At 72.6% G+C, this 22108-nt stretch carries 23 protein-coding genes and 1 pseudogene; 14 read left to right on the top strand and 10 right to left on the bottom strand.

What is annotated here, in order from left to right:
- Positions 1-14 precede the first annotated feature (14 nt).
- From folK to AB0F38_RS24875, 5 genes and pseudogenes are all read right to left on the bottom strand, one after another.
- Entirely contained in the window at positions 15-626 is a 612-nt protein-coding gene (folK, locus tag AB0F38_RS24895) for a 2-amino-4-hydroxy-6-hydroxymethyldihydropteridine diphosphokinase (RefSeq protein ID WP_361897429.1), read from the bottom strand.
- Positions 623-982 (bottom strand): dihydroneopterin aldolase, encoded by a 360-nt coding sequence (folB, locus tag AB0F38_RS24890; protein ID WP_361897426.1) that lies wholly within the window; start codon positions 980-982, stop codon positions 623-625. The genes folK and folB overlap by 4 nt, the downstream gene beginning before the upstream one ends.
- Before the next feature lie 193 nt (positions 983-1175).
- Positions 1176-1655: a nuclear transport factor 2 family protein gene (locus tag AB0F38_RS24885; RefSeq protein ID WP_361897423.1), complete on the bottom strand. Its 480-nt coding sequence runs from the start codon at positions 1653-1655 to the stop codon at positions 1176-1178.
- Positions 1652-2449, bottom strand: a complete 798-nt coding sequence (gene folP / locus AB0F38_RS24880; RefSeq protein ID WP_361897639.1) for a dihydropteroate synthase — start codon at positions 2447-2449, stop codon at positions 1652-1654. Before folP ends, AB0F38_RS24885 begins: the two co-directional genes overlap by 4 nt.
- A gap of 93 nt (positions 2450-2542) precedes the next feature.
- A pseudogene (locus tag AB0F38_RS24875) lies at positions 2543-3358 on the bottom strand (phosphatidylglycerol lysyltransferase domain-containing protein); the annotation flags it as partial.
- Here AB0F38_RS24875 and AB0F38_RS24870 point away from each other — a divergent pair.
- Positions 3249-3908 carry an alpha/beta hydrolase-fold protein gene (locus tag AB0F38_RS24870; RefSeq protein WP_361897421.1) on the top strand — a complete coding sequence of 220 codons (660 nt, stop codon included), beginning with the start codon at positions 3249-3251 and terminating at the stop codon, positions 3906-3908. The pseudogene AB0F38_RS24875 and the gene AB0F38_RS24870 sit on opposite strands and share 110 nt — an antisense overlap.
- Here AB0F38_RS24870 and AB0F38_RS24865 read toward each other — a convergent pair.
- Entirely contained in the window at positions 3796-4977 is a 1182-nt protein-coding gene (locus tag AB0F38_RS24865; protein WP_361897418.1) for a betaine/proline/choline family ABC transporter ATP-binding protein, read from the bottom strand. The genes AB0F38_RS24870 and AB0F38_RS24865 overlap by 113 nt on opposite strands.
- A 141-nt stretch (positions 4978-5118) precedes the next feature.
- Between AB0F38_RS24865 and AB0F38_RS24860 the strand changes: the two genes are divergently transcribed.
- The 4 genes from AB0F38_RS24860 to AB0F38_RS24845 all read left to right on the top strand — a co-directional run bounded on the left by AB0F38_RS24860 (position 5119) and on the right by AB0F38_RS24845 (position 8639).
- Entirely contained in the window at positions 5119-5811 is a 693-nt protein-coding gene (locus AB0F38_RS24860) for an ABC transporter permease (RefSeq protein WP_361897415.1), read from the top strand.
- A gap of 3 nt (positions 5812-5814) precedes the next feature.
- A complete protein-coding gene (locus AB0F38_RS24855; protein ID WP_361897412.1) occupies positions 5815-6486 on the top strand; it encodes an ABC transporter permease in 672 nt (223 codons plus the stop codon).
- A gap of 55 nt (positions 6487-6541) precedes the next feature.
- The gene (locus AB0F38_RS24850) at positions 6542-7516 is read left to right on the top strand and encodes an ABC transporter substrate-binding protein (protein WP_361897409.1); all 975 of its coding nucleotides are present in this window, start codon (positions 6542-6544) and stop codon (positions 7514-7516) included.
- Positions 7517-7619: 103 nt separating this feature from the next.
- Positions 7620-8639, top strand: a complete 1020-nt coding sequence (locus AB0F38_RS24845; RefSeq protein WP_361897406.1) for a hypothetical protein — start codon at positions 7620-7622, stop codon at positions 8637-8639.
- 24 nt (positions 8640-8663) lie between these two features.
- On the opposite strand, the gene AB0F38_RS24840 is transcribed toward AB0F38_RS24845, so the two are convergent.
- Together AB0F38_RS24840 and AB0F38_RS24835 are read right to left on the bottom strand one after the other, a co-directional pair.
- Entirely contained in the window at positions 8664-9806 is a 1143-nt protein-coding gene (locus AB0F38_RS24840) for an NADH-quinone oxidoreductase subunit D (RefSeq protein ID WP_361897403.1), read from the bottom strand.
- Between the two features lie 32 nt (positions 9807-9838).
- Positions 9839-10831 (bottom strand): SAM-dependent methyltransferase, encoded by a 993-nt coding sequence (locus tag AB0F38_RS24835; RefSeq protein WP_361897401.1) that lies wholly within the window; start codon positions 10829-10831, stop codon positions 9839-9841.
- Between the two features lie 96 nt (positions 10832-10927).
- Between AB0F38_RS24835 and AB0F38_RS24830 the strand changes: the two genes are divergently transcribed.
- The gene (locus AB0F38_RS24830) at positions 10928-12136 is read left to right on the top strand and encodes a sensor histidine kinase (protein WP_361897398.1); all 1209 of its coding nucleotides are present in this window, start codon (positions 10928-10930) and stop codon (positions 12134-12136) included.
- Positions 12137-12155: 19 nt separating this feature from the next.
- The gene (locus AB0F38_RS24825; RefSeq protein WP_361897396.1) at positions 12156-12830 is read left to right on the top strand and encodes a response regulator transcription factor; all 675 of its coding nucleotides are present in this window, start codon (positions 12156-12158) and stop codon (positions 12828-12830) included.
- 127 nt (positions 12831-12957) lie between these two features.
- On the opposite strand, the gene AB0F38_RS24820 is transcribed toward AB0F38_RS24825, so the two are convergent.
- Positions 12958-14070, bottom strand: a complete 1113-nt coding sequence (locus AB0F38_RS24820) for a DUF5937 family protein (RefSeq protein ID WP_361897637.1) — start codon at positions 14068-14070, stop codon at positions 12958-12960.
- A gap of 103 nt (positions 14071-14173) precedes the next feature.
- On the opposite strand from AB0F38_RS24820, the gene AB0F38_RS24815 reads away from it, so the two are divergent.
- Positions 14174-14332 (top strand): hypothetical protein, encoded by a 159-nt coding sequence (locus tag AB0F38_RS24815; RefSeq protein WP_361897393.1) that lies wholly within the window; start codon positions 14174-14176, stop codon positions 14330-14332.
- 77 nt (positions 14333-14409) lie between these two features.
- Here AB0F38_RS24815 and AB0F38_RS24810 read toward each other — a convergent pair whose 3' ends face one another.
- Positions 14410-15555, bottom strand: coding sequence for a beta-eliminating lyase-related protein (locus tag AB0F38_RS24810; RefSeq protein ID WP_361897390.1), 1146 nt, complete (start codon positions 15553-15555; stop codon positions 14410-14412).
- 164 nt (positions 15556-15719) lie between these two features.
- Here AB0F38_RS24810 and AB0F38_RS24805 point away from each other — a divergent pair, with 164 nt between their 5' ends.
- The 6 genes from AB0F38_RS24805 to AB0F38_RS24780 all read left to right on the top strand — a co-directional run bounded on the left by AB0F38_RS24805 (position 15720) and on the right by AB0F38_RS24780 (position 22028).
- On the top strand, positions 15720-16688 hold the full coding sequence (locus AB0F38_RS24805) for a DUF2520 domain-containing protein (RefSeq protein WP_361897387.1): 969 nt from the start codon (positions 15720-15722) through the stop codon (positions 16686-16688).
- The gene (gene panC / locus AB0F38_RS24800; protein ID WP_361897384.1) at positions 16685-17698 is read left to right on the top strand and encodes a pantoate--beta-alanine ligase; all 1014 of its coding nucleotides are present in this window, start codon (positions 16685-16687) and stop codon (positions 17696-17698) included. The genes AB0F38_RS24805 and panC overlap by 4 nt, the downstream gene beginning before the upstream one ends.
- Positions 17695-19464, top strand: coding sequence for an L-aspartate oxidase (locus AB0F38_RS24795; RefSeq protein WP_361897381.1), 1770 nt, complete (start codon positions 17695-17697; stop codon positions 19462-19464). Before panC ends, AB0F38_RS24795 begins: the two co-directional genes overlap by 4 nt.
- Before the next feature lie 2 nt (positions 19465-19466).
- The gene (gene nadC, locus AB0F38_RS24790; protein ID WP_361897379.1) at positions 19467-20504 is read left to right on the top strand and encodes a carboxylating nicotinate-nucleotide diphosphorylase; all 1038 of its coding nucleotides are present in this window, start codon (positions 19467-19469) and stop codon (positions 20502-20504) included.
- Positions 20504-21301, top strand: a complete 798-nt coding sequence (locus AB0F38_RS24785; protein WP_056793518.1) for a type III pantothenate kinase — start codon at positions 20504-20506, stop codon at positions 21299-21301. Before nadC ends, AB0F38_RS24785 begins: the two co-directional genes overlap by 1 nt.
- 139 nt (positions 21302-21440) lie before the next feature.
- Entirely contained in the window at positions 21441-22028 is a 588-nt protein-coding gene (locus AB0F38_RS24780) for a hypothetical protein (protein WP_361897634.1), read from the top strand.
- The last annotated feature ends 80 nt before the right edge of the window (positions 22029-22108 follow it).

Raw genomic sequence — 22108 nt, 5'->3', positions numbered from 1 at the left:
CTTGAGCCTAACGACTACTCGGGCAGGCGGAGTTCCAGGTCGGCCCGGGGGAGCACGCCGTCGCGTCCGACGCCGGCCAGCAGGTCGGCGACCGGGCCGGAGCCGGGCAGCTGGGCCTCGGGATCCACGTCGTGCCAGGGGGCGAGGACGAAGGCGCGCTCGTGGGCGCGCGGGTGCGGAAGGGTGAGCAGCGGGTCGTCGGAGACCACATCGGCGTACGCCACGATGTCGACGTCGATGGTGCGCGGTCCCCAGCGCTCCTCGCGGACCCGGTCGAAGGCCTCCTCGATGGCCTGGCCCCGCTCCAGCAGCGAGGACGGCGGCAGGGTCGTCTTCACGACGATCACCGCGTTGAAGTACGAGGGCTGGGAGCCGGGGTCCACGCCCCAAGGCTCCGTCTCGTACACCGGGGAGACTGCCTTGACCCGCAGGCCGGGGGTGTCCTCCAGGGCGTCGATGGCGCCCTGGAGGGTCTCCAGCCGGTTGCCGAGGTTGGATCCCAGGGAGATCACGGCCCGTTTGGGGTTGGAGAGGGTGATGTCCGCCGCGTCCACCTGCTCGACGACGGCGGCCGGCACCGGCTGGACGGTCGGGTCGCTCTGCCCCTCGGTGGAAAATGCAGTCATGCTCGGCTCCGGGTGATGGTGATGGTCACGTCGTCGAAGGGGACGGTGATCGGCGCGTCCGGCTTGTGGACGACCACCTCGACCTCCTCGACCCCTTCGTGCTTGAGGCACTGCTGCGCGATGCGTTCCGCGAGGGTCTCGATCAGGTCGACGGGTTCACCCTTGACGACGGCGACGACCTCCTCCGCCACCACGCCGTAGTGCACGGTCTTCGTCAGGTCGTCGGCGGCTGCCGCGGGGCGGGTGTCGAGGCCGAGCACCAGGTCCACGATGAAGGTCTGGCCCTCTTCCCGTTCCCGGGGGAAGACGCCGTGGTGCCCACGGGCCTTGAGGCCGCGCAGCGCGACACGATCCACGCGAATCACTCCTGCTGTTCGTCGGTCGGGCGGCACCCCGGCCGCGTGCGGGCGGAGAGGTGCCGTCTTTTGAATCTACCCGCGAGCACCGACAGTTCCCGCCCGCGGGGGGACACGGTCCGCGGGGGACGAGGCCGGTAGCCGCGTATACCCCGTGATCCGGGCGTTCAGTCCCTACTGGATTCCTACCCGCTCAGGACGGCTCCTCCTCGTCCTCCTCGCCGTTCTCGGCCAGTACGGGCGATCCGTGGTGGGACCAGAGCTTCCAGCCCTCCGGTGTGCGACGGAACACGTTGGTGGCCACGACGAGCTGGCCCACGAGCGGGCCGAGTGCGTTGCCCTCCTCCGCCGGACCGCCGCTGAGGATGTTCTCGGTACAGGTCACCAGCGCGGTGTCGCCGGTCATCGCGACACCGACGTCGGTCAGGAAGAACTGGATGTACTCGGTGTTCGCCATGATCAGCGCGTAGCTGCGCAGCACCTCGCCGCGCCCCGTGAGGACCGGCCACCCCGGGTGGACGCAGGAGACGGTGAGGTCCTCCCCCGGCAGCCAGAGACCGGAGAGCTCCTCGAAGTCGCCGCGCTCCATCGCCTCGTAGAAGGCGGTGTTGGCCCGCTCGACGGCCTGGATGTCGGCGGCGGCCGCCTCGTGCTCGTCGTGCGGGGAGCTCACGCGGCTCCCTCGACGGCGCGGGCGACCCGCACCGCGTCCGCGGTGGCCCGGACCGCGTGCACCCGGACCGCCCAGGCGCCGGCGTTCGCCGAGAGGGCGGAGATCGCGGCCGTGGCGGCGTCGCGCTCCCGTGCGGGTGGTGGGGTCTCGCCGTCGCCGGCCAGGACATGGCCGAGGAACCGCTTGCGGGAGGCGGCGACGAGCAGCGGCCTGCCCAGCTCGCGCAGCCGGGAGAGGTGCGCGACGAGCGAGAGGTCATGGGCGGCGTCCTTGGCGAAGCCCAGCCCGGGGTCGATCACCAGCTGCTCCGGGGCCACCCCGCCCTCGATCACGGCGTCCATGCGGTCGCGGAGCTCCGCGACCACTTCGGCGACGACGTCCACGTACACCGCCCGGCTGTTCATCGACTCGCTGAACCCGCGCCAGTGCATGACGACGAAGGGCACGCCGGCAGCGGCGACGACCGGGATCATGTCAGGGTCGGCGAGGCCGCCGCTCACATCGTTGACCAGAGCCGCTCCCGCGGCGACGGCCTGCTCGGCGACGCGGGCCCGCATGGTGTCCACGGAGAGGGTGATGCCCTCGGAGGCCAGTCCCCGCACGACGGGGATGACCCGCCGCAGCTCCTCCGCCTCGTCCACCCGGCTGGCGCCGGGGCGGGTCGACTCACCGCCTACGTCGATCAGATCCGCTCCCTCGGCCGCCAGTTCGAGACCGTGCTTGATCGCCGCCGTGGTGTCGAACCAGTGACCTCCGTCCGAGAAGGAGTCGGGCGTCACATTGACGACTCCCATGACCGCGCAGCGGTCCCACTCCGGCAGGCCCCGCACTGTGCCGCGTCCTCGCAACGTACTCATACGACCAGCCTAGGCCCGCGAACGGGTCGGTCAGGCCGCGCGGACACCGCGCCCACCGCTCGGCGCGGGCCGGTGGCCGCAGGGGCGGGGGCGCCGGGAGCGGAACGGCCGCGGCGGCCGGCGGGTCACGAAGCCCTCCGCCTGAAGGGCGGCGAGGCCGATCCGGGGGAGGTCCCCGCCGGTGCGGAAGACGAGGACCGGGGCTCCCAGCGGGGCTGGAACTTCGCGTTGAACCGGTACAGCGACTCGATCTCGAACCAGCGCGACAGGAAGATCAGCAGCCCGCGCCAGCAGCGCGGCACCGGCCCCGCCCCCAGCCGCTCGCCGCGGGCGAGGGCGGAGCGGAACCTGGCGAAGTTCGGCGAGACGCGGGTGACGGAGAGCTCGGGTGCGGCCCCGCAGGGAGGCGACGATCAGGAGTTCGTTCATGCCGGGGTCGGCGCAACGGTCGCGCCTCATCAGCTCCAGGGAGAGGCCGTCGGTGCCCCACGGGACGAAGTGGAGCACGGCCTTCAGATCACCGTGCGGGGATTCCTTCGCGCCGGGTTCGGCCAGACGGGCGGTGGCCACGACGCAGTCGCCGTCCGCCGGGTCACCGATCGGGCCCAGCGCCATGGAGAAGCCGCGCTCGGTGTCGGTGCCGCGCCATTCGGTGGCTGCCCGGCGTATGCGGTCCAGTTCGGTGGGGCCGATGTCGCGGACGCGCCGGACCCGGGTCTCGTAGCCGTTACGTTCGATGCGCTTCACCATCTGGCGCCCGTTGCGCGTCGCGCGCCCGGACAGGGAGAAATCCGCGACGTCCACCACCGTCTCGTCCCCGAGCTCCAGCGCGGTCAGCCCCGTCTCGGCTGCGGCCGACGGTGGCGCCGCCCAGGGACACACCGAGTGCGTGGACATCGAGGACGGTCCGCAGACCGAGACGTTCTTCGCACAGGACCTGCCCCGGGCGGTCTCCCGGGCGTACCGCGTAGGGGAGCACGCCCGCAACTGGGGCGTCATCGGCAACTCGACCGGCGGCTACTGCGCGCTGAAGCCCGGCCTGCACCATACGGACCGATTCGCGGCGGGCGCCGGCCTCTCCGCGTACTACCGGGCCGCCGAGGATCCGACGCTTCCTGGTCACGACGTCACGCCAGGGCGAGGGCGGCCTGCGGGGACCCGTGAGTTCATCGACCGCGTGAAGGCTCCCGCCCGGGTGTCCTCGATCGTGCTCGGCAGCGGCGGGAGATCCCTCCGCCCTGGAGTGGATGGGTGCCGCACTCAGCGGGGACCGAACCCGGGCGTCACGGTGAGGCGACCTTCGCCACGGTCTCCACCGCCACCTCGGCACGCGGGAGCGACTGCGCGTCCGCGTCGATCGACCGGCGCAGGGCCTCGTGGAGACGGGCCGGGGTGAGGACACCGAGGAAACGGCCGGTGCTCTCCTCGTCGATGACGGCGATCCAGCCCGCGTCGTGCTGGAGCATCGTGGCGAAGGCCTGTTTGAGCGGCGCGCCGAGCGGCAGCCACGCCTCCATGCGCCGGGCATGGTCGCGGACCGTGCCCGGCGCGGTCACCGGCACCGCGTCGCCCGCCGGGATCCAGCCGTGCAGATTGTCGTCACGGTCCAGTACGACCGCCCAGCGGGCGCCCTCGGTCCGCAGCCGCGCGGTCGCCGCCGCCAGCGGGTCGTCGAGGTGGACGACCGGCGGCTGGTCCAGGTCGCTCTCCTCGATGGGAGTGACCGAGAGCCGCTTCAGGCCACGGTCGGCCCCCACGAAGTCCGCGACGTACGGGGTCGCGGGCGCCCCCAGCACGGTGGCGGGGGAGTCGAACTGGTCGATACGGCCCTGCCCGTACACCGCGATCCGGTCACCGAGCCGGACGGCTTCCTCGATGTCGTGCGTGACGAACAGCACGGTCTTGCGGACCTGTGCCTGCAGTTTCAGGAACTCGTTCTGCAGCCTCTCCCGCACGACGGGGTCGACCGCGCCGAAAGGCTCGTCCATCAGCAGGACGGGCGGGTCGGCGGCCAAGGCCCGGGCCACGCCCACGCGCTGGCGCTGACCGCCCGAGAGCTGCTCGGGATAGCGGCCGCCATAAACGGACGGATCGAGTCCGACCAGATCGAGGAGTTCGGCGGCGCGCCGCCGTCCTTCTTTCTGCTTCCACCCCAGGAGATGGGGGACGGTCGCGGTGTTCTCCAGGACCGTCTTGTGCGGGAAGAGGCCGACCTGCTGGATCACATAGCCGATACGGCGGCGGAGTTGCACGGGGTCGATGGCGGATATGTCGTCCCCGTCGAGGAATATCCGGCCCTCGGTCGGCTCGATCAGCCGGTTCACCATCTTCATGGTGGTCGTCTTGCCGCAGCCGGAAGGTCCGACGAGCGTGACCAGTTCACCCTCGGCGACCTCGAAGGAAAGGTCGTCGACGGCGGTGGTGCCGTGCGCGTACCGCTTGGTGACGTGCTCGAAACGGATCATGATTCCCCATTGTGACGCGGGTTCTGTGAAGGACGTGTTGCTGGAATACGACAGCCTCGGCGATTGTCAGTGGTCGAGGATAGGCTCGCCGGAGATCGGATCAGGACCGGCAGCACCACGGCGAACAGGGGGGTGGGACGGATGGCCGAGCAGAACTGCCTCGTGGCGAACGACTGGATCTGCGGAGAGTATCTGCGCTCCCGCAGCCAGGAGTTGGCCGACGCGACCATGCAGCACATCTGGATCACGGTGGCTTCCGTGCTGATTGGGCTTGTGGTGGCATTTCCGCTCGCCCTGCTCGCACGCCGCGGCCGGTATTTCGCCGGACCGGTGCTGGGTCTGACCACCGTGCTCTACACCGTGCCGTCGCTGGCGATGTTCTCGCTGCTGCTGCCGCTTTTCGGACTGTCCGCGGCGCTGGTCGTCACCGGCCTGGTGCTCTATTCGCTGACCATTCTCGTACGGAACATCCTGGCCGGTCTCGAAGCGGTGCCGCAGGAGGCGAGGGAAGCCGCCGAAGGCATGGGCTACGGGCCGGGCAGGCTCCTGTGGGAGGTCGAACTCCCCCTCGCGCTGCCCGCGCTGATGGCCGGGCTGCGGATCGCCACGGTGTCGACGGTCGCGCTGACCACGGTGGGCTCCCTCGTCGGCAAGGGGGGCCTCGGCAACCTCATCGAGGACGCGCTGCCCAGCTTCTTCAAGGCCCAGGTGCTGACCGCATCCCTGCTCTGCGTGCTGCTCGCGGTGGCGGCCGACCTGCTGCTGCTCGGTCTGCAGCGCCTGCTCACACCCTGGGCCCGGGCACCGGGGCCCACGGCTGCGAAGACGGGCTGATCCATGGGAGTCGTCGGGGACGCCTGGACATGGCTCACCACAGGTGCCAACTGGTCGGGGGACGACGGGGCGGCGCACCGGCTGGGCGAGCACCTGTACGTCAGCGGGGTCGCTCTCGTGCTCGCCTGCGCCATCGCCCTGCCGCTCGCGCTGTACCTCGGCCACATCGGCAAGGGAGGCGCGCTCGCGGTCAACATCTCCAACGTGGGGCGTGCGATACCGGTCTTCGCGGTGCTGGCGCTCTTCATGATGACGCCGCTGCGCAACTCCGGCTATCTGCCCACGGTCATCGCCCTGGTGCTGTTCGCCGTGCCACCGCTGCTGACCAACGCCTACGTCGGCATGCGCGAGGTGGACCGGTCGGTGCTGGAGGCGGCCCGCGGCATGGGGATGTCCGGCGGGCAGGTCTTCGTGCGGGTCGAGCTCCCGCTGGCCTATCCGATGATCATGACCGGGCTGCGGTCCGCGGCGGTCCAGGTGGTCGCCACCGCCTCGATCGCCGCCATGGTCGGCCTGGGCGGCCTGGGCCGGATCATCACCGCCGGATTCAACACGTACGACACCGCACAGGTCTTCGCCGGTGCCGTGCTGGTCGCTCTGCTGGCCCTGGTGGTGGAGGGCGTGCTCGTGGCCCTGGACCGGCTGCTCTCGCCCCTGCGCCGCCGGGCCGTTTGAACGCGCGGACTTTTCGGACTGTGCACATCCTCTTTTTTCGCGGACGGAGAACAACATGAGCAGGACCTCGCGCATAGCCGGTGCGGTCATCGGAGCGCTCGCGCTGACCGGGTCACTCGCCGCTTGCGGCGGCGACAGCCTGGAGCAGGAGAAGGGCGGCTCGAAGACCGGCGGGGACTCCGGGAAGGGCTCGCTCGTCGTGGGCGCCGCCTCGTTCACCGAGTCCAAGGTGCTGGCCGAGCTGTACGCACAGCTCCTGGCCGACGCCGGGTACAGCACCTCGATCACCACGGTGAAGAACCGCGAACTGTACGAGCCCTCGCTGGAGAAGGGCGAGATCGACATCGTCCCCGAATACGCGGCGACCCTCGCGGAATTCCTCAACGCCAAGGTCAACGGGGCTGAGGCGGCCAAGGAGAAGCCGGTAGCCTCCGGGGACACGGCGGACACCGTGGCCGCCCTGGAGGAACTGGCGACGCCGCTCGGGCTGAAGGTTCTCCCGGCCGGCGAGGCCATCGACCAGAACGCCTTCGCGGTGTCCAAGGAATTCGCCGAGAAGAACAGCCTCAAGACCCTTTCCGATCTCGGCGAGTCGAAGATCAAGGTGAAGATCGCGGCGGGCGACGAGTGCGAGGTGCGCCCGTTCTGCGCACCCGGGCTGAAGAAGACGTACGGCATCGACGTCACCGGGATCGACCCGAAGGGCGTCGGCACGCCGCAGTCCAAGCAGGCCGTCAAGGACGGCAAGGACCAGCTCGTTCTCACGACGACGACCGACGCCGTACTGGACACATACGGGCTGGTGTTCCTCGAGGACGACAAGAAGCTCCAGATCGCCGACAACGTCCTGCCGGTGCTGAATGCCGAGGACGCGGGCGCCCCGGAGATCGCCGAGGCGCTCGGGAAGCTCACCGACGTACTCACCACACGGGACCTCGCGGAACTGAACCGCGCGGTCGACGCGGAGCGCGCCAAGCCCGCCGATGCGGCCGAGGAGTATCTGCGGGCGAAGGGACTGCTCAAGAAGTAAAGGGCACACGGAAGGGCCGTGCGAGGGGCCGCAAGGTAACCGGCGGGGAACAGATTGCCGTGCGGCCTCCCAAGTCCCCCGTACGCACGGTAAATTTCGAGCCATGCCACGTGGACGTCACCGCCATTCGCCACCCCTTCACAGAATCCTGCCGCCCGCCGTGGTGGCCGGAGTGTCGGTCGTCTTCGCCGCCGGAGCCTGGTTCCTGGCGGAACCCCTGGTCCTGCGTGGCCTGGTGACCGGCACCGCGGCCGCCGCTCTCACCGGCGCCTGTCTGATGCGCAGCTGGGACCGGGCCGCGGGGGCGCGCGTCGCGGAGCTGACCCGTGCCCGGGCCGGCGACGAGTGGAGGACCGAGGAGCGCATAGCCGAGCTCGAGGCCGACCTCGAGGAATCGCGGGAACTGCGCACCCGGCTGGAGACGAAGCTGCGCCGCAAGCGCGTGGAGCTCGCCGGGCTGCGGGGCGAACACGCCGCGCTGCTGCGCCGGTACGCCAACGCGGAGACCGAGCGGGCCAGCGCGCTGGAGGGCCGCAGGCAGCTCGCCATCGAGGCGTCCGCGCCGCGCGAGCTGCCGGCCGCCCGCTCCACGCCGACGCCGGGTGCGTATCTGCGCGCCGCGCAGGCCCTGCGGGACCTGCCGCGCAACGCCGCGCTCCAGGAGGCGCGCCGCGCGGCCGGGCGGCGCGATCTCGCCGAGCGGGCCGCGGAACGGGACCTGGGGGGCGAAGTCCCGTCGGGGAAGCACGCGGCGGTCGCCGGAGCGGGGGCCGATCAGCACCGCCGTCCGTCTGCCGCCCTCCCTTCCCCCCGGCCGCCGGCCGCGCCCGTGCGCACACCCCGCGCCGCACCCGCCGCCTCGGCCGTCGTCCCGTACGCCACGGCGCCCCGCCAGCTCGTCCCGCAGGGAAGCTTCGACTTCTTCGGTACGCAGAAGGCGAACGCCGCGATCGAGTCCGTGCAGAACGAGGACCTCGCGGACGTGGTGGGCGAGGAGGCGCTTGCCGCGCACCGCACGGGCACGGCCCGGAACCGCGCCGTGGGCAAGGTCATCGACCTGACCGCGCACGACGAGACCGAGCAGCTGGACGTCGTCGGACTGCGCAGCGCTGTCTCCTCGTAGCCCCCGCGCCCGTGCGACGGGCGGCTACTTGTCGATGTCGCCGACGACGAAGAAGAGCGACCCCAGGATCGCGACCATGTCGGCGACGAGCGTGCCCGGCAGCAGTTCGGTGAGTGCCTGGATGTTGTTGAACGACGCGGAGCGGAGCTTCAGCCGGTACGGGGTTTTCTCGCCCGTGGACACCAGGTAATAGCCGTTGATGCCGAGCGGGTTCTCGGTCCACGCGTAGGTGTGGCCCTCCGGGGCCTTGAGCACCTTGGGCAGCCGCTGGTTGACCGGCCCGGGTTCCAGTCCGGCCATCCGGTCCAGGCAGGCGTCGGCCAGGTCCAGCGCGTTGTGCGTCTGTTCCAGCAGGCATTCGAAGCGGGCCAGGCAGTCGCCCTCGGTCCGGGTGACGACCTTGAGCGTGTCGCGCAGTTCCCCGTACGCGAGATACGGCTCGTCGCGCCGCAGGTCGAAGTCGACCCCGGAGGCGCGGGCGATCGGTCCGGACACCCCGTAGGCGTGCACGGCCTCGGCGGACAGCACGCCCACCCCCCGGGTGCGGCCCCGGAAGATCTCGTTGCCGAGGACCAGCCGGTCGTACACGTCCATCCGGGAGCGGACGGAGGCCACGGCGTCTCTGGCCCTGCCCAGCCAGCCCGCGGGCAGGTCCTCCTTGAGGCCGCCGACCCGGTTGAACATGTAGTGCATCCGGCCGCCGGAGACCTCCTCCATCACGGTCTGGAGCTCCTCGCGCTCCCGGAACGCGTAGAACACCGGGGTGATCCCCCCGAGTTCGAGCGGGTAGGAGCCGAGGAACATCAGATGGTTCAGGACCCGGTTCAGCTCGGCCAGCAGCGTGCGCGTCCAGACGGCGCGCTCCGGGACCTCCATGCCGAGCATGCGTTCGACGGCCATGACGACGCCGAGCTCGTTGGAGAACGCCGACAGCCAGTCGTGGCGGTTGGCGAGCATGATGATCTGCCGGTAGTCCCGGGCCTCGAAGAGCTTCTCCGCGCCCCGGTGCATATAGCCGATGACCGGCTCGGCCTGCTGGATCCGCTCGCCGTCGAGCACGAGTCGCAGCCGCAGTACACCGTGCGTGGAGGGGTGCTGGGGGCCGATGTTGAGCACCATGTCGGTGCTCTCCGCCGCGCCACCGATGCCGACCGTCGTCTCCGTCATGCGGGACAGTATCCCCCGCGCCGTCCCCCGGGTCAGGGGTGGAGGCCCGGCCGTACCCGTTGCCGCAGCCAGCCGAAGTCGCCCAGCCCGCCCCGCGCCGTCAGCTCCGCCGCCTCGCCCGCCGACGCGAGCGCCCGCACGTAGCCCGCCGGGTCCTGCGACGCCCTCGCCAGCGGCGGCCGCTCCCCGCTCACGCCCAGCTCCCGCAGCGCCGCGCGCTGGTCCAGCAGTTCTGCCTCCGCGCCGCCCGCCACGGCCGCCGCACACGCGTCCAGCGCCACGTGCGAGGTCAGGTCGCAGCTCCCGTCCGGCACCGGTGGCACCTCGCGCCCGCCCCGGAAGCCGGTCAGGGTGCCGAACGGCGGCCTCGATCCCCGTACATGGGCGTAGTCCACCGCCACCGCGGTCCCGCACGTCAGGGACGCGACCGCCCGGGACCAGGCCTCGTCGCGCGGGCGGCCGATCTCCGCCCGGTCGCCCGGCCGGGTCAGCGGCCACCAGCGGCTCAGCCACCGGGCGTCCTCACCGGTCACCGGATCACCCAGCCGCTCCGTGCCGTCGGTCCTGCGCACGAGGACGTAGCGGGCCACGCCGTCCGCGTCCGCCTCGGCGATCTCCGTCGGGACGTTGTCCAGCCACTCGTTGGCGAACAGCAGCCCCCGTACGTCCTGGGGGAGCTCGGTACCCCACTCGATGCCCGGATGCAGGCCCGGGGGCCGGGGGGCGATCTCCACGGCGTACGCCCGTACGGCGAGCCCCGGAGCGGCCTGGGCGCGCAGTGCCGCCAGCACCCCGGTCAGCAGTTCGCCCCGGCCCGCCCCCACGTCCACCAGGTCGACGGTGTCCGTCCCCAGCTCACGCGCTGTGCCGGCCAGCAGCCGGGCGACGGCGGCCGCGAACAGCGGGGACGCGTGCACCGAGGTGCGGAAATGCCCCGCGGGCCCCTCCCGGCGCCGGTAGAAGCCGTCGTTCCCGTACAAAGCGGTCTCTGCTGCTTCCCGCCAACCGCACCAGTCATACGTCACGTAGGCAAGTCTCCACCTTGGGGAGTACGGTCCCAGGACCTGGATCGGCCCTTCGGCTGACCCGGGCACCGATCAGCCGTCCCTACGCTGGGTAACGTGCAGCGCCTCTACGATTTCATCCGCAGACACCCGACGGGCGTCGACACCTTCTGGGCTGTCGTCCTCCTCGGGCTCTCCGGCATGTCCATCGTGGCCGGCCAGGTCGGTGACGGCCCGGAGCGCGTGGCAGCGGTGCCCATCGCCGTGGGCCTGTGCGTCGCGGTCGCGCTGCGCCGCCGGGCTCCGGAGAAGATGCTGCTGCTCACGATCCTGATGGGGGTCGCGCAACTGTCGCTCGGGGTGGAGCCGGGTGCGGCGGACTTCGCGATGCTGGTGATCACGTACACCGTCGCCATGGCCGGGGAGCGCTGGGCGTCCCGGCTCGCCCTCGGGTGCAGCCTGGGCGCGGCCGGGCTCTCACAGGTGCGCTGGCCCGAGGAGATGTCCTCGGGCAGCTGGGCGCAGTCGGTCTTCGTGGTCGTCGTGATGACCGTGCCGTTCGTCCTCGCATGGGTGCTCGGCGACTCGATGCGCACCCGGCGGGCCTACCTCAGCCAGCTGGAGGAGCGCGCCGCCCGGCTGGAGCGCGAGCGGGAGGCGCAGTCGAAGGTCGCCGTCGCCGCCGAACGGGCCCGTATCGCCCGCGAGCTGCACGATGTGGTCGCGCACAACGTCTCGGTCATGGTGGTGCAGGCCGACGGCGCCGCCTACGTCATGGACGCGTCCCCCGATCAGGCCCGCCAAGCCCTGGAGACCATCTCCAGCACCGGCCGCCAGGCCCTCGCCGAGATGCGGCGGCTGCTCGGGGTGCTGCGGACCGGCGACACCCGGGAAGGCGGCGAGTACGTGCCGCAGCCCGATGTCGAGCAGATCGAGGACCTGGTGGACCAGGTCAGGCAGACCGGTCTGGCCGTGGACTTCAAGATCGAGGGAACCCCGCGCCCGCTGCCGACAGGGGTCGAGCTGACCGCGTACCGCATCGTCCAGGAAGCCCTCACCAACACCCGTAAGCACGGCGGCCCGGACGCCGGTGCCAGCGTGCGGCTGCTCTACTTCGACGACGGGCTCGGACTGCTGGTCGAGGACGACGGCCGGGGCGCGGCGCACGAGCTGTACGAGGACGGCGGGGCCGACGGCGCCGGGCACGGAATGATCGGGATGCGTGAGCGGGTCGGCATGGTCGGCGGCACGCTGGACGCGGGCCCCCGCCCCGGCGGCGGTTTCCGGATCAGCGCGCTGCTCCCGCTCAAGCCCGCCAACCAGTGACACGAGGGACAGGACAGTCATGACGATCCGCGTAATGCTCGTCGACGACCAGGTGCTGCTGCGCACCGGCTTCCGGATGGTGCTCGCCGCCCAGCCGGACATGGAGGTCGTCGCCGAGGCGGGCGACGGTGCGGAGGCGGTCGAGGTCCTGCGGTCCACCGCCGTCGACGTGGTGCTGATGGACGTGCGCATGCCGCGGCTGGACGGCGTCGAGGCGACCCGGCGCATCTGCGCGCAGACCGATCCGCCCAAGGTGCTGATCCTGACCACGTTCGACCTGGACGAGTACGCGTTCTCCGGCCTGAAGGCGGGGGCCAGCGGCTTCATGCTCAAGGACGTGCCGCCGGGCGAGCTGCTCTCCGCGATCCGGTCCGTGCACAGCGGCGACGCCGTGGTGGCCCCGTCCACCACCCGCAGGCTGCTGGACCGGTTCTCCCCGATGCTGCCGAGCAGCACCAAGGAGCCGCGGCACAAGCACGTCGAGAAGCTGACCGAGCGCGAGCGCGAAGTGATGATGCTGGTCGCCCAGGGCCTGTCGAACGGCGAGATCGCCGCCCGGCTGGTGCTGTCCGAGGCGACCGTGAAGACCCATGTCGGCCGCATCCTCACCAAGCTGGGCCTGCGCGACCGCGTCCAGGTGGTCGTCCTCGCGTACGAGACGGGGCTGGTCCGGGCCGGCGGCGGCGCGGGCTGACCGACGGCGGGCGCGGACGCCGGCTGCTTCGGGAGGCCGCCGGCCGGCCGTGCGAGGACGGGCACACCCGCTGCGCCGCACCTGGACGGGCCCCGGGCACACCCGCTGCGACCGGCCGGTCCGCCGCTCAGCGCAGCACGCCCTCCAGGAAGTCGCTGCCCAGGCGGGCCACCACGGTCAGGTCCAGCGCGTGCAGTACGTAGCGCCCGCGCCGCCGCGTGGTGACCAGTCCGGCCTTCTTGAGCACGGCCAGGTGGCGGGAGACCTCGGGGGACGTGATGCCGTGGGAGTCGGCGAGTTCGCCCGTGGTGTACGGGGAACGGGCGAGATTGCGGCACAGGCGCATCCGCATCGGGTGCGCCAGCGCCTCCATCCGGAGCTGGAGCAGCTCGACGGAGGCGGGGGAGGGCAGCTCCGGCCGGTGCACCGGGTAGTGGATCACCGGCCGCCAGCCTGGGGCGTGCAGCACCATCAGGTGCGGCCAGCCGAAGCTGGTCGGGATGAGGGTCAGGCCCACGCCCGCCGCCGAGCCGGCGGCGTCGGTCCGGCCCACGCTCAGCTTGTCGACGCTGATCCTGCTCGCGTCCTCGTTCAGTGACAGGGCGGAGGACACCGCGTCCATCGCCGGTCCGACACCCTTGCGCCGGAGCACCTGCGTCTTGTGCCTGGCGTCGGCGACCAGCTGGACCCGGACCCGCTGCCAGGTGTCCGCGAAGAAGGCCTCGTCGCAGTCCTCGAAGAGGCGCCGGACCCAGCCGCGTACGGAGACCGGGTCGGTCAGCAGCTGCTGGGTGAACTCCACCTGTTTCGGCCCCCGGGCCGCTGCCATGTCCAGCGCGCGGGTCCGCATGCCGGCGTCCGCCAGCGGGGACGGCGCCCCGGTTCCGTACAGGCTCGCGCAGGTGAACTCCAGGGCGGCGGCGACGAACCGTTCGTCGTCGAGCCGGTCGAGGATGTCCAGGTCCTCGGTGAGGGTCGCGCCGGTCCTGCCGTCGCCGCCGCGGACGCCGGCGAACGGCATGAACACATCGGAGAAGGTGTTCCGCCAGAGGAACTCCGCCTCGTGCATCCGGTCCGCGAGGTCCGGCTCCAGCGCCGCGGCCGTCGCGGTCGCCCAGCCGTGCAGGCCCGGGTGGTGCCCGGGTTCGGAGAGCGCGTGCAGAGCAAGCCCCAGCTCGGCGAGGGGGGAGGTCTCGAAGACGATGCGCTCGGGGGGCAGGCCGGAGATGTCGATGTGCACGCTCACCCCTCCATAGTGGGGGTCCCCGGACGGGGCACGGCGCCACTTGACGGCGGCAGTCAATCGACGGGCAGGCCTGCGGGTGCGGGTCCACGCTGGACGCATGGACATCGTTCAGCAGCAGATGCTCGACAGCTTCCGCGCGGCGCAGCACGGCGAGCCGCCGCCACCGCTGCCCGGCCGCCACGACCGGGAGGTCCTGCGCGAACTCCGCCGACGCCTCCTCGCCCGTGCCACAGCTCCACGCAGGCCCGGCGGCTGAGGGCGGACGGACGCGGGGACAGGGCGCCCGCGGCGTCGCAAGGGAGGCCGGAGGCCGAGGACCGGCAGGGCCGGCTCCTACTCCAGCCGCGTCACGAACTCCGCCACCGCCGCCCGCACGTCCTGCGCGGTCCACTCCAGCCCGGGCGCCGCCACGGTGACCTCGGTGTACGACACCCCGGGCGGTCCGGCGGGACCCGCGGACCAGCGCCGGAAGAGCGTCACACCGGTCTCCTCCGCCTGCCGGACCGACGCCTCGTCCAGCACCCGCGTCCCGTACGGCAGCCACACCTGGAACTGATGGGTGTGCGGCGGCTCGGGATGCACCCGGAACCACGGCACCGCGGAGCGGGCGAAGCCCTTCGCCAGCGCGGCGGCGACCACCTTCGCGTGTGCCACGTACGCGGGCAGCCGCGGCAGCTCCCGCTTCAGGCCCAGCAGCGCGGAGAGCGCGGCCGGATACTGCTGGAAGACCTGCCCGCCGTACCGGTGGCGCCAGGTCCGGGCCTCCTCGACCAGCGAATCCGGTCCGGCGAGCACCGCCCCGGACATCCCGTCGAGTGACTTGTAGAACGAGACGTACACGCTGTCGGCGAGCCCCGCGATCTCCGGCAGGCCGCGGCCGAAGTGCGGACCGCACTCCCACAGCCGCGCCCCGTCCAGGTGCACCACCGCGTCCCGCTCCCGCGCGGCGGCGACGACGGCCTCCAGCTCCTCCCAGGCCGGCAGGACGAAGCCGGCGTCGCGCAGCGGCAGTTCCAGCATCAGTGTGCCGAACGGCTCGGGGAAGTCCCGGATCTCCTCCGCCGTGGGCAGCCGTGGTGCGGACGTCGGATGCACCGTGCGCAGCCCGCTCACCGACCCGAGCGCCCCTCCCTCGTGCACCTCGGGGTGGGCGAGCGGATGCAGTGCCACCACCGGATCGCCCGTGCGCGCCGCCCAGCACCTGAGCGCGACCTGCTGGGCCATCGTGCCGGTCGGGAAGAACGCCGCGGCCTCCATGCCCAGCAGGCCCGCCGTGCACCGCTCCAGCTCGGCGACGACCCCGTCGCCGTACACATCCGTCCAGCCGTCCAGGTCGTGGACCGTCCCGGCGTCGGCGGCCAGTGCGGCCAGCCGCTCGCCCAGCGTGCGGTCGGCGGACCCCCTGGCCAGCACCCTCGCGGACCGCTGCCAGGCCGTCAGCATGCGGTGCCGTTGCTTCTGCTCATCGGTGACTGCCATGGGACGATCATCACCCGGACCGGCGGCACCACCCACCCCGTTTTCCGTCACCACCGGAGTTATCCACAGGCTGTGGACGGTCAGGGGTGTCGCGAAACGCTGGCGTAGCATGCAGAGGAATCGTCCGGTACCCCCCGCGGACTGGAACGGAAGGCCGTCGCCGCGTGAACACATCAGTTTCCCAGGAACCCCTCGACCCGAGGGACCGCCCCGCACGCCTCACCGTCGGCGTCGTCGGCGCGGGACGGGTCGGTCCCGCCCTCGCCGCCGCGCTCCAGCTCGCCGGGCACCGTCCGGTGGCGGTGTCGGGCGTCTCCGACGCATCCGTGCGCCGGGCCGGAGCGCTGCTCCCCGACGTACCCCTCGTGACACCGGCCGAGGTTCTCGCCCGCTCCGAGCTCGTTCTGCTGACCGTCCCCGATGACGCACTGCCCGGCCTGGTCGAAGGCCTCGCCGAGACCGGTGCCGTGCGACCGGGCCAGCTGATCGTCCACACCTCGGGGCGGTACGGGACGAAGGTGCTCGGCCCCGCCCTGCGGGCCGGCGCGCTGCCGCTCGCCCTGCATCCGGCCATGACCTTCACCGGCACCTCCGTCGACGTCCAGCGGCTGGCGGGCTGCTCCTTCGGGGTCACCGCCCCCGAGGAGCTCCGGCTGGCCGCCGAGGCGCTCGTCATCGAGATGGGCGGCGAGCCCGAATGGATCGCGGAGGAGTCCCGCCCGCTCTACCACGCGGCGCTGGCCCTCGGCGCGAACCACCTGGTCACCCTGGTCGCCCAGTCCATGGAACTGCTCCAGAAGGCCGGAGTGGCCGCACCCGACCGGATGCTCGGCCCGCTGCTCGGGGCCGCGCTGGACAACGCCCTGCGCTCCGGTGACGCGGCACTGACCGGCCCCGTCGCCCGGGGAGACGCGGGCACGGTCGCCGCGCACGTCCACGAGCTGCGCACGCACGCCCCGCAGGCGGTGGCCGGCTATCTCGCCATGGCTCGCACCACGGCCGACCGGGCGCTCGCCCACGGCCTGCTCAAGCCGGAGCTCGCGGAGGACCTCCTCGATGTCCTGTCGGACAGCGCGAACGCGGTGAACGGAACACACGGCACGGACGAGTCCGGGCCGGGGGAGAGCCGATGACCACCGCACCCGCCACCCTGCTGCGCACCGCAGGGGAACTGCACGCCCTCGCCCGGCCCGCCGGGGCGCGGCGCGCCGTCGTCATGACGATGGGCGCGCTCCACGAGGGACACGCCGCCCTGATCCGCACGGCCCGGGCCGCCGCGGGACCCGACGGCCAGGTCCTCGTCACCGTCTTCGTCAATCCGCTCCAGTTCGGCGAGGCCGCCGACCTCGACCGCTACCCCCGCACCCTGGAGGCCGACCTCGCCGTCGCCGTGGAGGCCGGCGCCGACGCCGTCTTCGCGCCCTCGGTCGAGGAGGTCTACCCCGGCGGAGAACCACAGGTCCGGATCACCGCCGGCCCCATGGGCGAGCGGCTGGAGGGCTCCTCGCGCCCCGGGCACTTCGACGGCATGCTCACCGTCGTCGCCAAGCTCCTCCACCTCACCCGGCCCGACGCGTCCTTCTACGGGCAGAAGGACGCCCAGCAGCTGGCACTGATCCGCCGCATGGTGCGCGACCTCGATTTCGGCGTCGACATCGTCGCCGTGCCCACGGTCCGCGACCCGGACGGCCTCGCGCTCTCCAGCCGCAACCGCTTCCTCTCCGCCGGTGAACGCCGCACGGCGCTCGCCCTGTCCAAGGCCCTGTTCGCGGCCCGCGACCGCCTGGCCGCCCAGCAGGCCCTGCACGCCCGCGCCCGGACCGTCCGACGGCGGGAGGGCCGGGCCGCCGCGCTCACGCAGCTCGGGGAGGCCCGCGCGGCCGCCGACACGCAGGCGGTGGCACGTGCCCGGCCGGAGGTCGGACCCGCCGCGGTCCGGGCCGCCGCACAAGCCGTCCTGGACGAGGCGGCCCAGGAGGACGTGCCGCTCGTCCTGGACTACCTGGCCCTCGTGGACCCGGCGGACTTCACCGAGATCCCCGACGGCCGGGGCAGCGGCGAGGCGGTCCTCGCCGTGGCGGCGCGGGTGGGCGCCACCCGCCTGATCGACAACATCCCGCTGACCCTCGGAGCCCTCACATGACCGGCATACGGCTGACCGCCCCCGCCCCAGGCTGGGCCATCGACGCGGACGTCGTCGTGGTCGGCTCCGGCGTGGCCGGTCTCACCACGGCCCTGCGCTGCGCCGCGGCGGGCCTCGCCACCGTCGTCGTCACCAAGGCCCGCCTCGACGACGGCTCCACCCGTTGGGCGCAGGGCGGCATCGCGGCGGCGCTCGGCGAGGGCGACACCCCCGAACAGCACCTCGACGACACGCTGGTCGCCGGGGCCGGACTGTGCGACGAGACCGCGGTGCGGACCCTCGTCACCGAAGGCCCCGACGCCGTACGCAGGCTGATCGACACCGGCGCGCACTTCGACACGACCGACGCCGGCGACATCGCCCTGACCCGGGAGGGCGGCCATCACCGCCGCCGCATCGCGCACGCGGGCGGTGACGCGACCGGTGCCGAGATCTCCCGCGCCCTGGTCGGAGCGGTCCGCTCCGCCGCGCTGCACACCGTCGAGAACGCCCTGGTCCTCGACCTGCTGACCGACGCCGAAGGCCGTACCGCGGGCGTCACGCTGCATGTCATGGGCGAGGGCCAGCACGACGGGGTCGGCGCCGTCCACGCCCCCGCGGTGGTCCTCGCGACCGGCGGCATGGGCCAGGTCTTCTCCGCCACCACCAACCCGCCGGTCTCCACCGGCGACGGGGTGGCACTGGCGCTGCGGGCGGGTGCGGAGGTTTCCGACCTCGAGTTCGTCCAGTTCCATCCGACCGTCCTGTTTCTCGGCTCCGACTCCGAGGGCCAGCAGCCACTGGTGTCGGAAGCGGTACGCGGAGAGGGAGCCCACCTCGTCGACGCGTCCGGTACGCGCTTCATGGTGGGGCAGCACGAGCTGGCCGAGCTCGCCCCCCGCGACATCGTCGCCAAGGCCATCACCCGCCAGACGCATCTCCAAGGCACCGAGCACATGTATCTCGACGCCCGCCACTTCGGCGCCGAGATGTGGGAGCAGCGCTTCCCGACGATTCTGGCCGCCTGCCGCTCGCACGGCATCGACCCGGTCACCGAGCCCATCCCGGTGGCCCCGGCCGCGCACTACGCGTCGGGCGGCGTCCGTACGGACCTCCGGGGCCGTACGACGGTTCCCGGCCTGTACGCCTGTGGCGAGGTCGCCTGCACGGGCGTGCACGGCGCGAACCGGCTGGCGTCCAACTCCCTCCTGGAGGGACTCGTCTTCGCCGAGCGCATCGCGGCGGACATCGTGGCGGACGGGGCCCGTCCCGGCAGGCCGCCGCGGGCCGAAGCCGTGACGGCCACCGGCCGCGAGCCCGTTCCGCTGCTCACCGCCGAGACCCGGACCGAGATCCAGCGGATCATGACCCGGGGCGCCGGAGTCATCCGCTCCGCCGCCAGCCTCGCCGCCGCCGCACAGGAACTGGAGGCGCTGCAGCAGCGGGCCGCCGACGCCGCCGACGCCGAGGTGAACGGTCCCAAGGACGCCGTGCCCGGGGTGGAGGCCTGGGAGGCCACCAACCTGCTCCTCGTCTCGCGGGTGCTGGTCGCGGCGGCCAGGGAGCGCGAGGAGACCCGCGGGTGCCACTGGCGCGAGGACCGGCCCGGCCGTGACGACGCCCAGTGGCGCCGCCACCTCGTCGTCCGCCTCGCCCCGGACCGCCGGCCCGTGGTCCACCGGACGGACGATGCGGCGTTCCCGCCCGTACGCCCCGGGGACCCAGCAGACTTCGCCGTACCCACCAGCCTCCCGAACCACCCCGCCGACGCCCCCGAGGAGCCGTAACCGTGAGCACGCCCGAAGAGAACCCGCGTCCCACCCCCGTGGACGTACCACTGATCCAGATCGGCGCGCCCGCCGCGTCCGGGGGCGGCTGCGGCGACGACTGCGGCTGCGGGGACGGCTACGACCCGGACGGACTGGAATGCGGTCTGGACCCCGCGCTGGCCCAGTTGCTGGCCGACGCCGGTCTGGATCCCGTCCAGGTCGAGGACATCGCCCATGTCGCGACCGAGGAGGACCTCGACGGCGGGCTGGACGTCACCACCGTGGCGACCGTCCCCGAGGAGGACGTCGCGACCGGTGACTTCACCGCCCGCGAGGCGGGCGTCGTCGCGGGTCTGCGCGTGGCCGAGGCCGTCCTGTCCATCGTCTGCACGGACGAGTTCGAGGTCGAGCGCCACGTCGAGGACGGCGACCGCGTCGTGCCCGGCCAGAAGTTGCTCACCGTCACCACCCGCACCCGTGACCTGCTCACCGGCGAGCGCAGCGCGCTCAACCTGCTCTGCCGGCTCTCCGGGATCGCGACCGCGACGCGGGCCTGGGCGGACGTGCTCGAGGGCACGAAGGCCAAGGTCCGCGACACGCGCAAGACGACTCCCGGGCTGCGCGCCCTGGAGAAGTACGCGGTGCGCTGCGGCGGCGGCGTCAACCACCGCATGTCGCTCGTGGACGCGGCGCTCGTCAAGGACAACCACGTGATCGCGGCGGGCGGCGTCGGCGAGGCGTTCAGGCGGGTCAGGGAGGCGTTCCCCGAGCTTCCGATCGAGGTCGAGGTCGACACCCTGGAGCAGGTCCGCGAGGTGCTCGACGCGGGCGCCGACCTGATCCTGCTGGACAACTTCACGCCCTCCGGCACCGAGGAGGCGGTCGCTCTCGTCGGCGGCCGTGCGGTGCTGGAGTCCTCGGGCCGGCTGACCCTCGACTCGGCACGCGCCTACGCCGAGGCCGGCGTCGACTACCTGGCCGTGGGCGCGCTCACGCACTCCTCGCCGATCCTCGACATCGGCCTGGACTTCCGCGACGCCGACGGGACCGGCGCCTGATGCTGCTCACCATCGACGTCGGCAACTCGCACACGGTCCTCGGCCTGTTCGACGGTGAGGAGATCGTCGAGCACTGGCGGATCTCCACCGACGCCCGCCGCACCGCCGACGAGCTCGCCGTGCTGCTGCAGGGCCTGATGGGCATGCACCCGCTGCTCGGGGTCGAGCTCGGCGACGGCATCGAGGGCATCGCGATCTGCTCGACCGTCCCCGCCGTGCTGCACGAGCTCCGCGAGGTCACCCGCCGCTACTACGGCGACGTTCCGGCGATTCTCGTGGAGCCGGGCGTCAAGACCGGTGTGCCGGTCCTGACGGACAATCCGAAGGAGGTCGGCGCGGACCGCATCATCAACGCGGTCGCGGCCGTCGAGCTCTACGGTGGCCCGGCGATCGTCGTCGACCTCGGCACGGCCACCACCTTCGACGCGGTCTCCGCCCGCGGCGAGTACACGGGCGGGGTGATCGCGCCCGGCATCGAGATCTCGGTGGAGGCCCTCGGGGTGAAAGGCGCCCAGCTCCGCAAGATCGAGCTGGCCAGGCCGCGCAGCGTGATCGGCAAGAACACCGTCGAAGCCATGCAGTCCGGCATCGTGTACGGCTTCGCGGGCCAGATCGACGGCGTGGTCGAGCGCATGAAGAAGGAGCTGGCGGCCGACCCCGACGAGGTCACCGTGATCGCGACCGGCGGCCTTGCTCCGATGGTGCTGGGCGAGTCCTCCGTCATCGACGAGCACGAGCCGTGGCTGACGCTCATCGGCCTGCGTCTCGTCTACGAGCGCAACATCGCCCGGATGTAGACACGCCTCCGGTCACCTGCGGGAACAGCTCGGCGGCGCGGCGGGGAACGCCGCGCCGCCGAGCGGCCAGTTAAGCGGATTTTGTCCATTTAGCACGTATTGTCGCTTCATGCCCACGCCCTACGGATCACGCGGCGGTATGGCGTTCAGCGCGGACGAGCTGCGGGTGCTCCGACGTGCCCTCGCCAACGCCCTCCACCCCACGCCCCTGCCGGAAGAAGACGTCCAGGACTGCCTGCGGCTCGCGGGTGCCGTGGACGAGGCGGTGAGCGAGGCCGGCCGGCTGCGCGCGTTCCTCCTCGCCGATCTCGCCCGTTACCGCGCAGCGCTCCCCGGCTCGCTCAGCAGCTACCTGGAGCTCCTCCAGGACGCCCTCGCCGCCGGCTACGACCCCCGCCCCGACGACCTCGCTGCCTTGCGCGCCCTGCGGGCCGGGCCGGTCGCGGCGGCCCTCCTGGAGCGCTGCCAGGTACTCGCCGAGCGCTCGGTGCGGGCCCGCCTCGCCGGGCGCGCGGTGTCCGCCACGGCGCCCGCGCCGCGGACCCGGCTGCTGGCCCTGCCGGGCGGCCTGGTCGCGGCCGAGGAGCCCGAGCGTCCCGCGGTCCCCGCCCGGCCCGCCCCGCCGGCCCGCCCGGGCGAGCGGCCGATGCCCAAGCCGTCCGAGGTCTTCCCGCCCCGGCGCCGCCCCGCGCCCGCACCCCCTCCCGAGGAACGCGCCGCGTCCTGAGGGGTGGGCGACGTCCCGGGAGGACGCGCCGAGCCCCGAGGGGTGCCCGGGAGGGGCCGGAACGCCGGGCTCGATACCCT

Origin of the sequence: Streptomyces sp. NPDC025273, assembly GCF_040638585.1 — a bacterium.
GTDB classification, from domain to species: domain Bacteria; phylum Actinomycetota; class Actinomycetes; order Streptomycetales; family Streptomycetaceae; genus Streptomyces; species Streptomyces cinereorectus.
The sequence above is the reverse complement of the archived record's forward strand: the minus strand, read 5'-3'. Positions and strand labels throughout refer to the sequence as shown.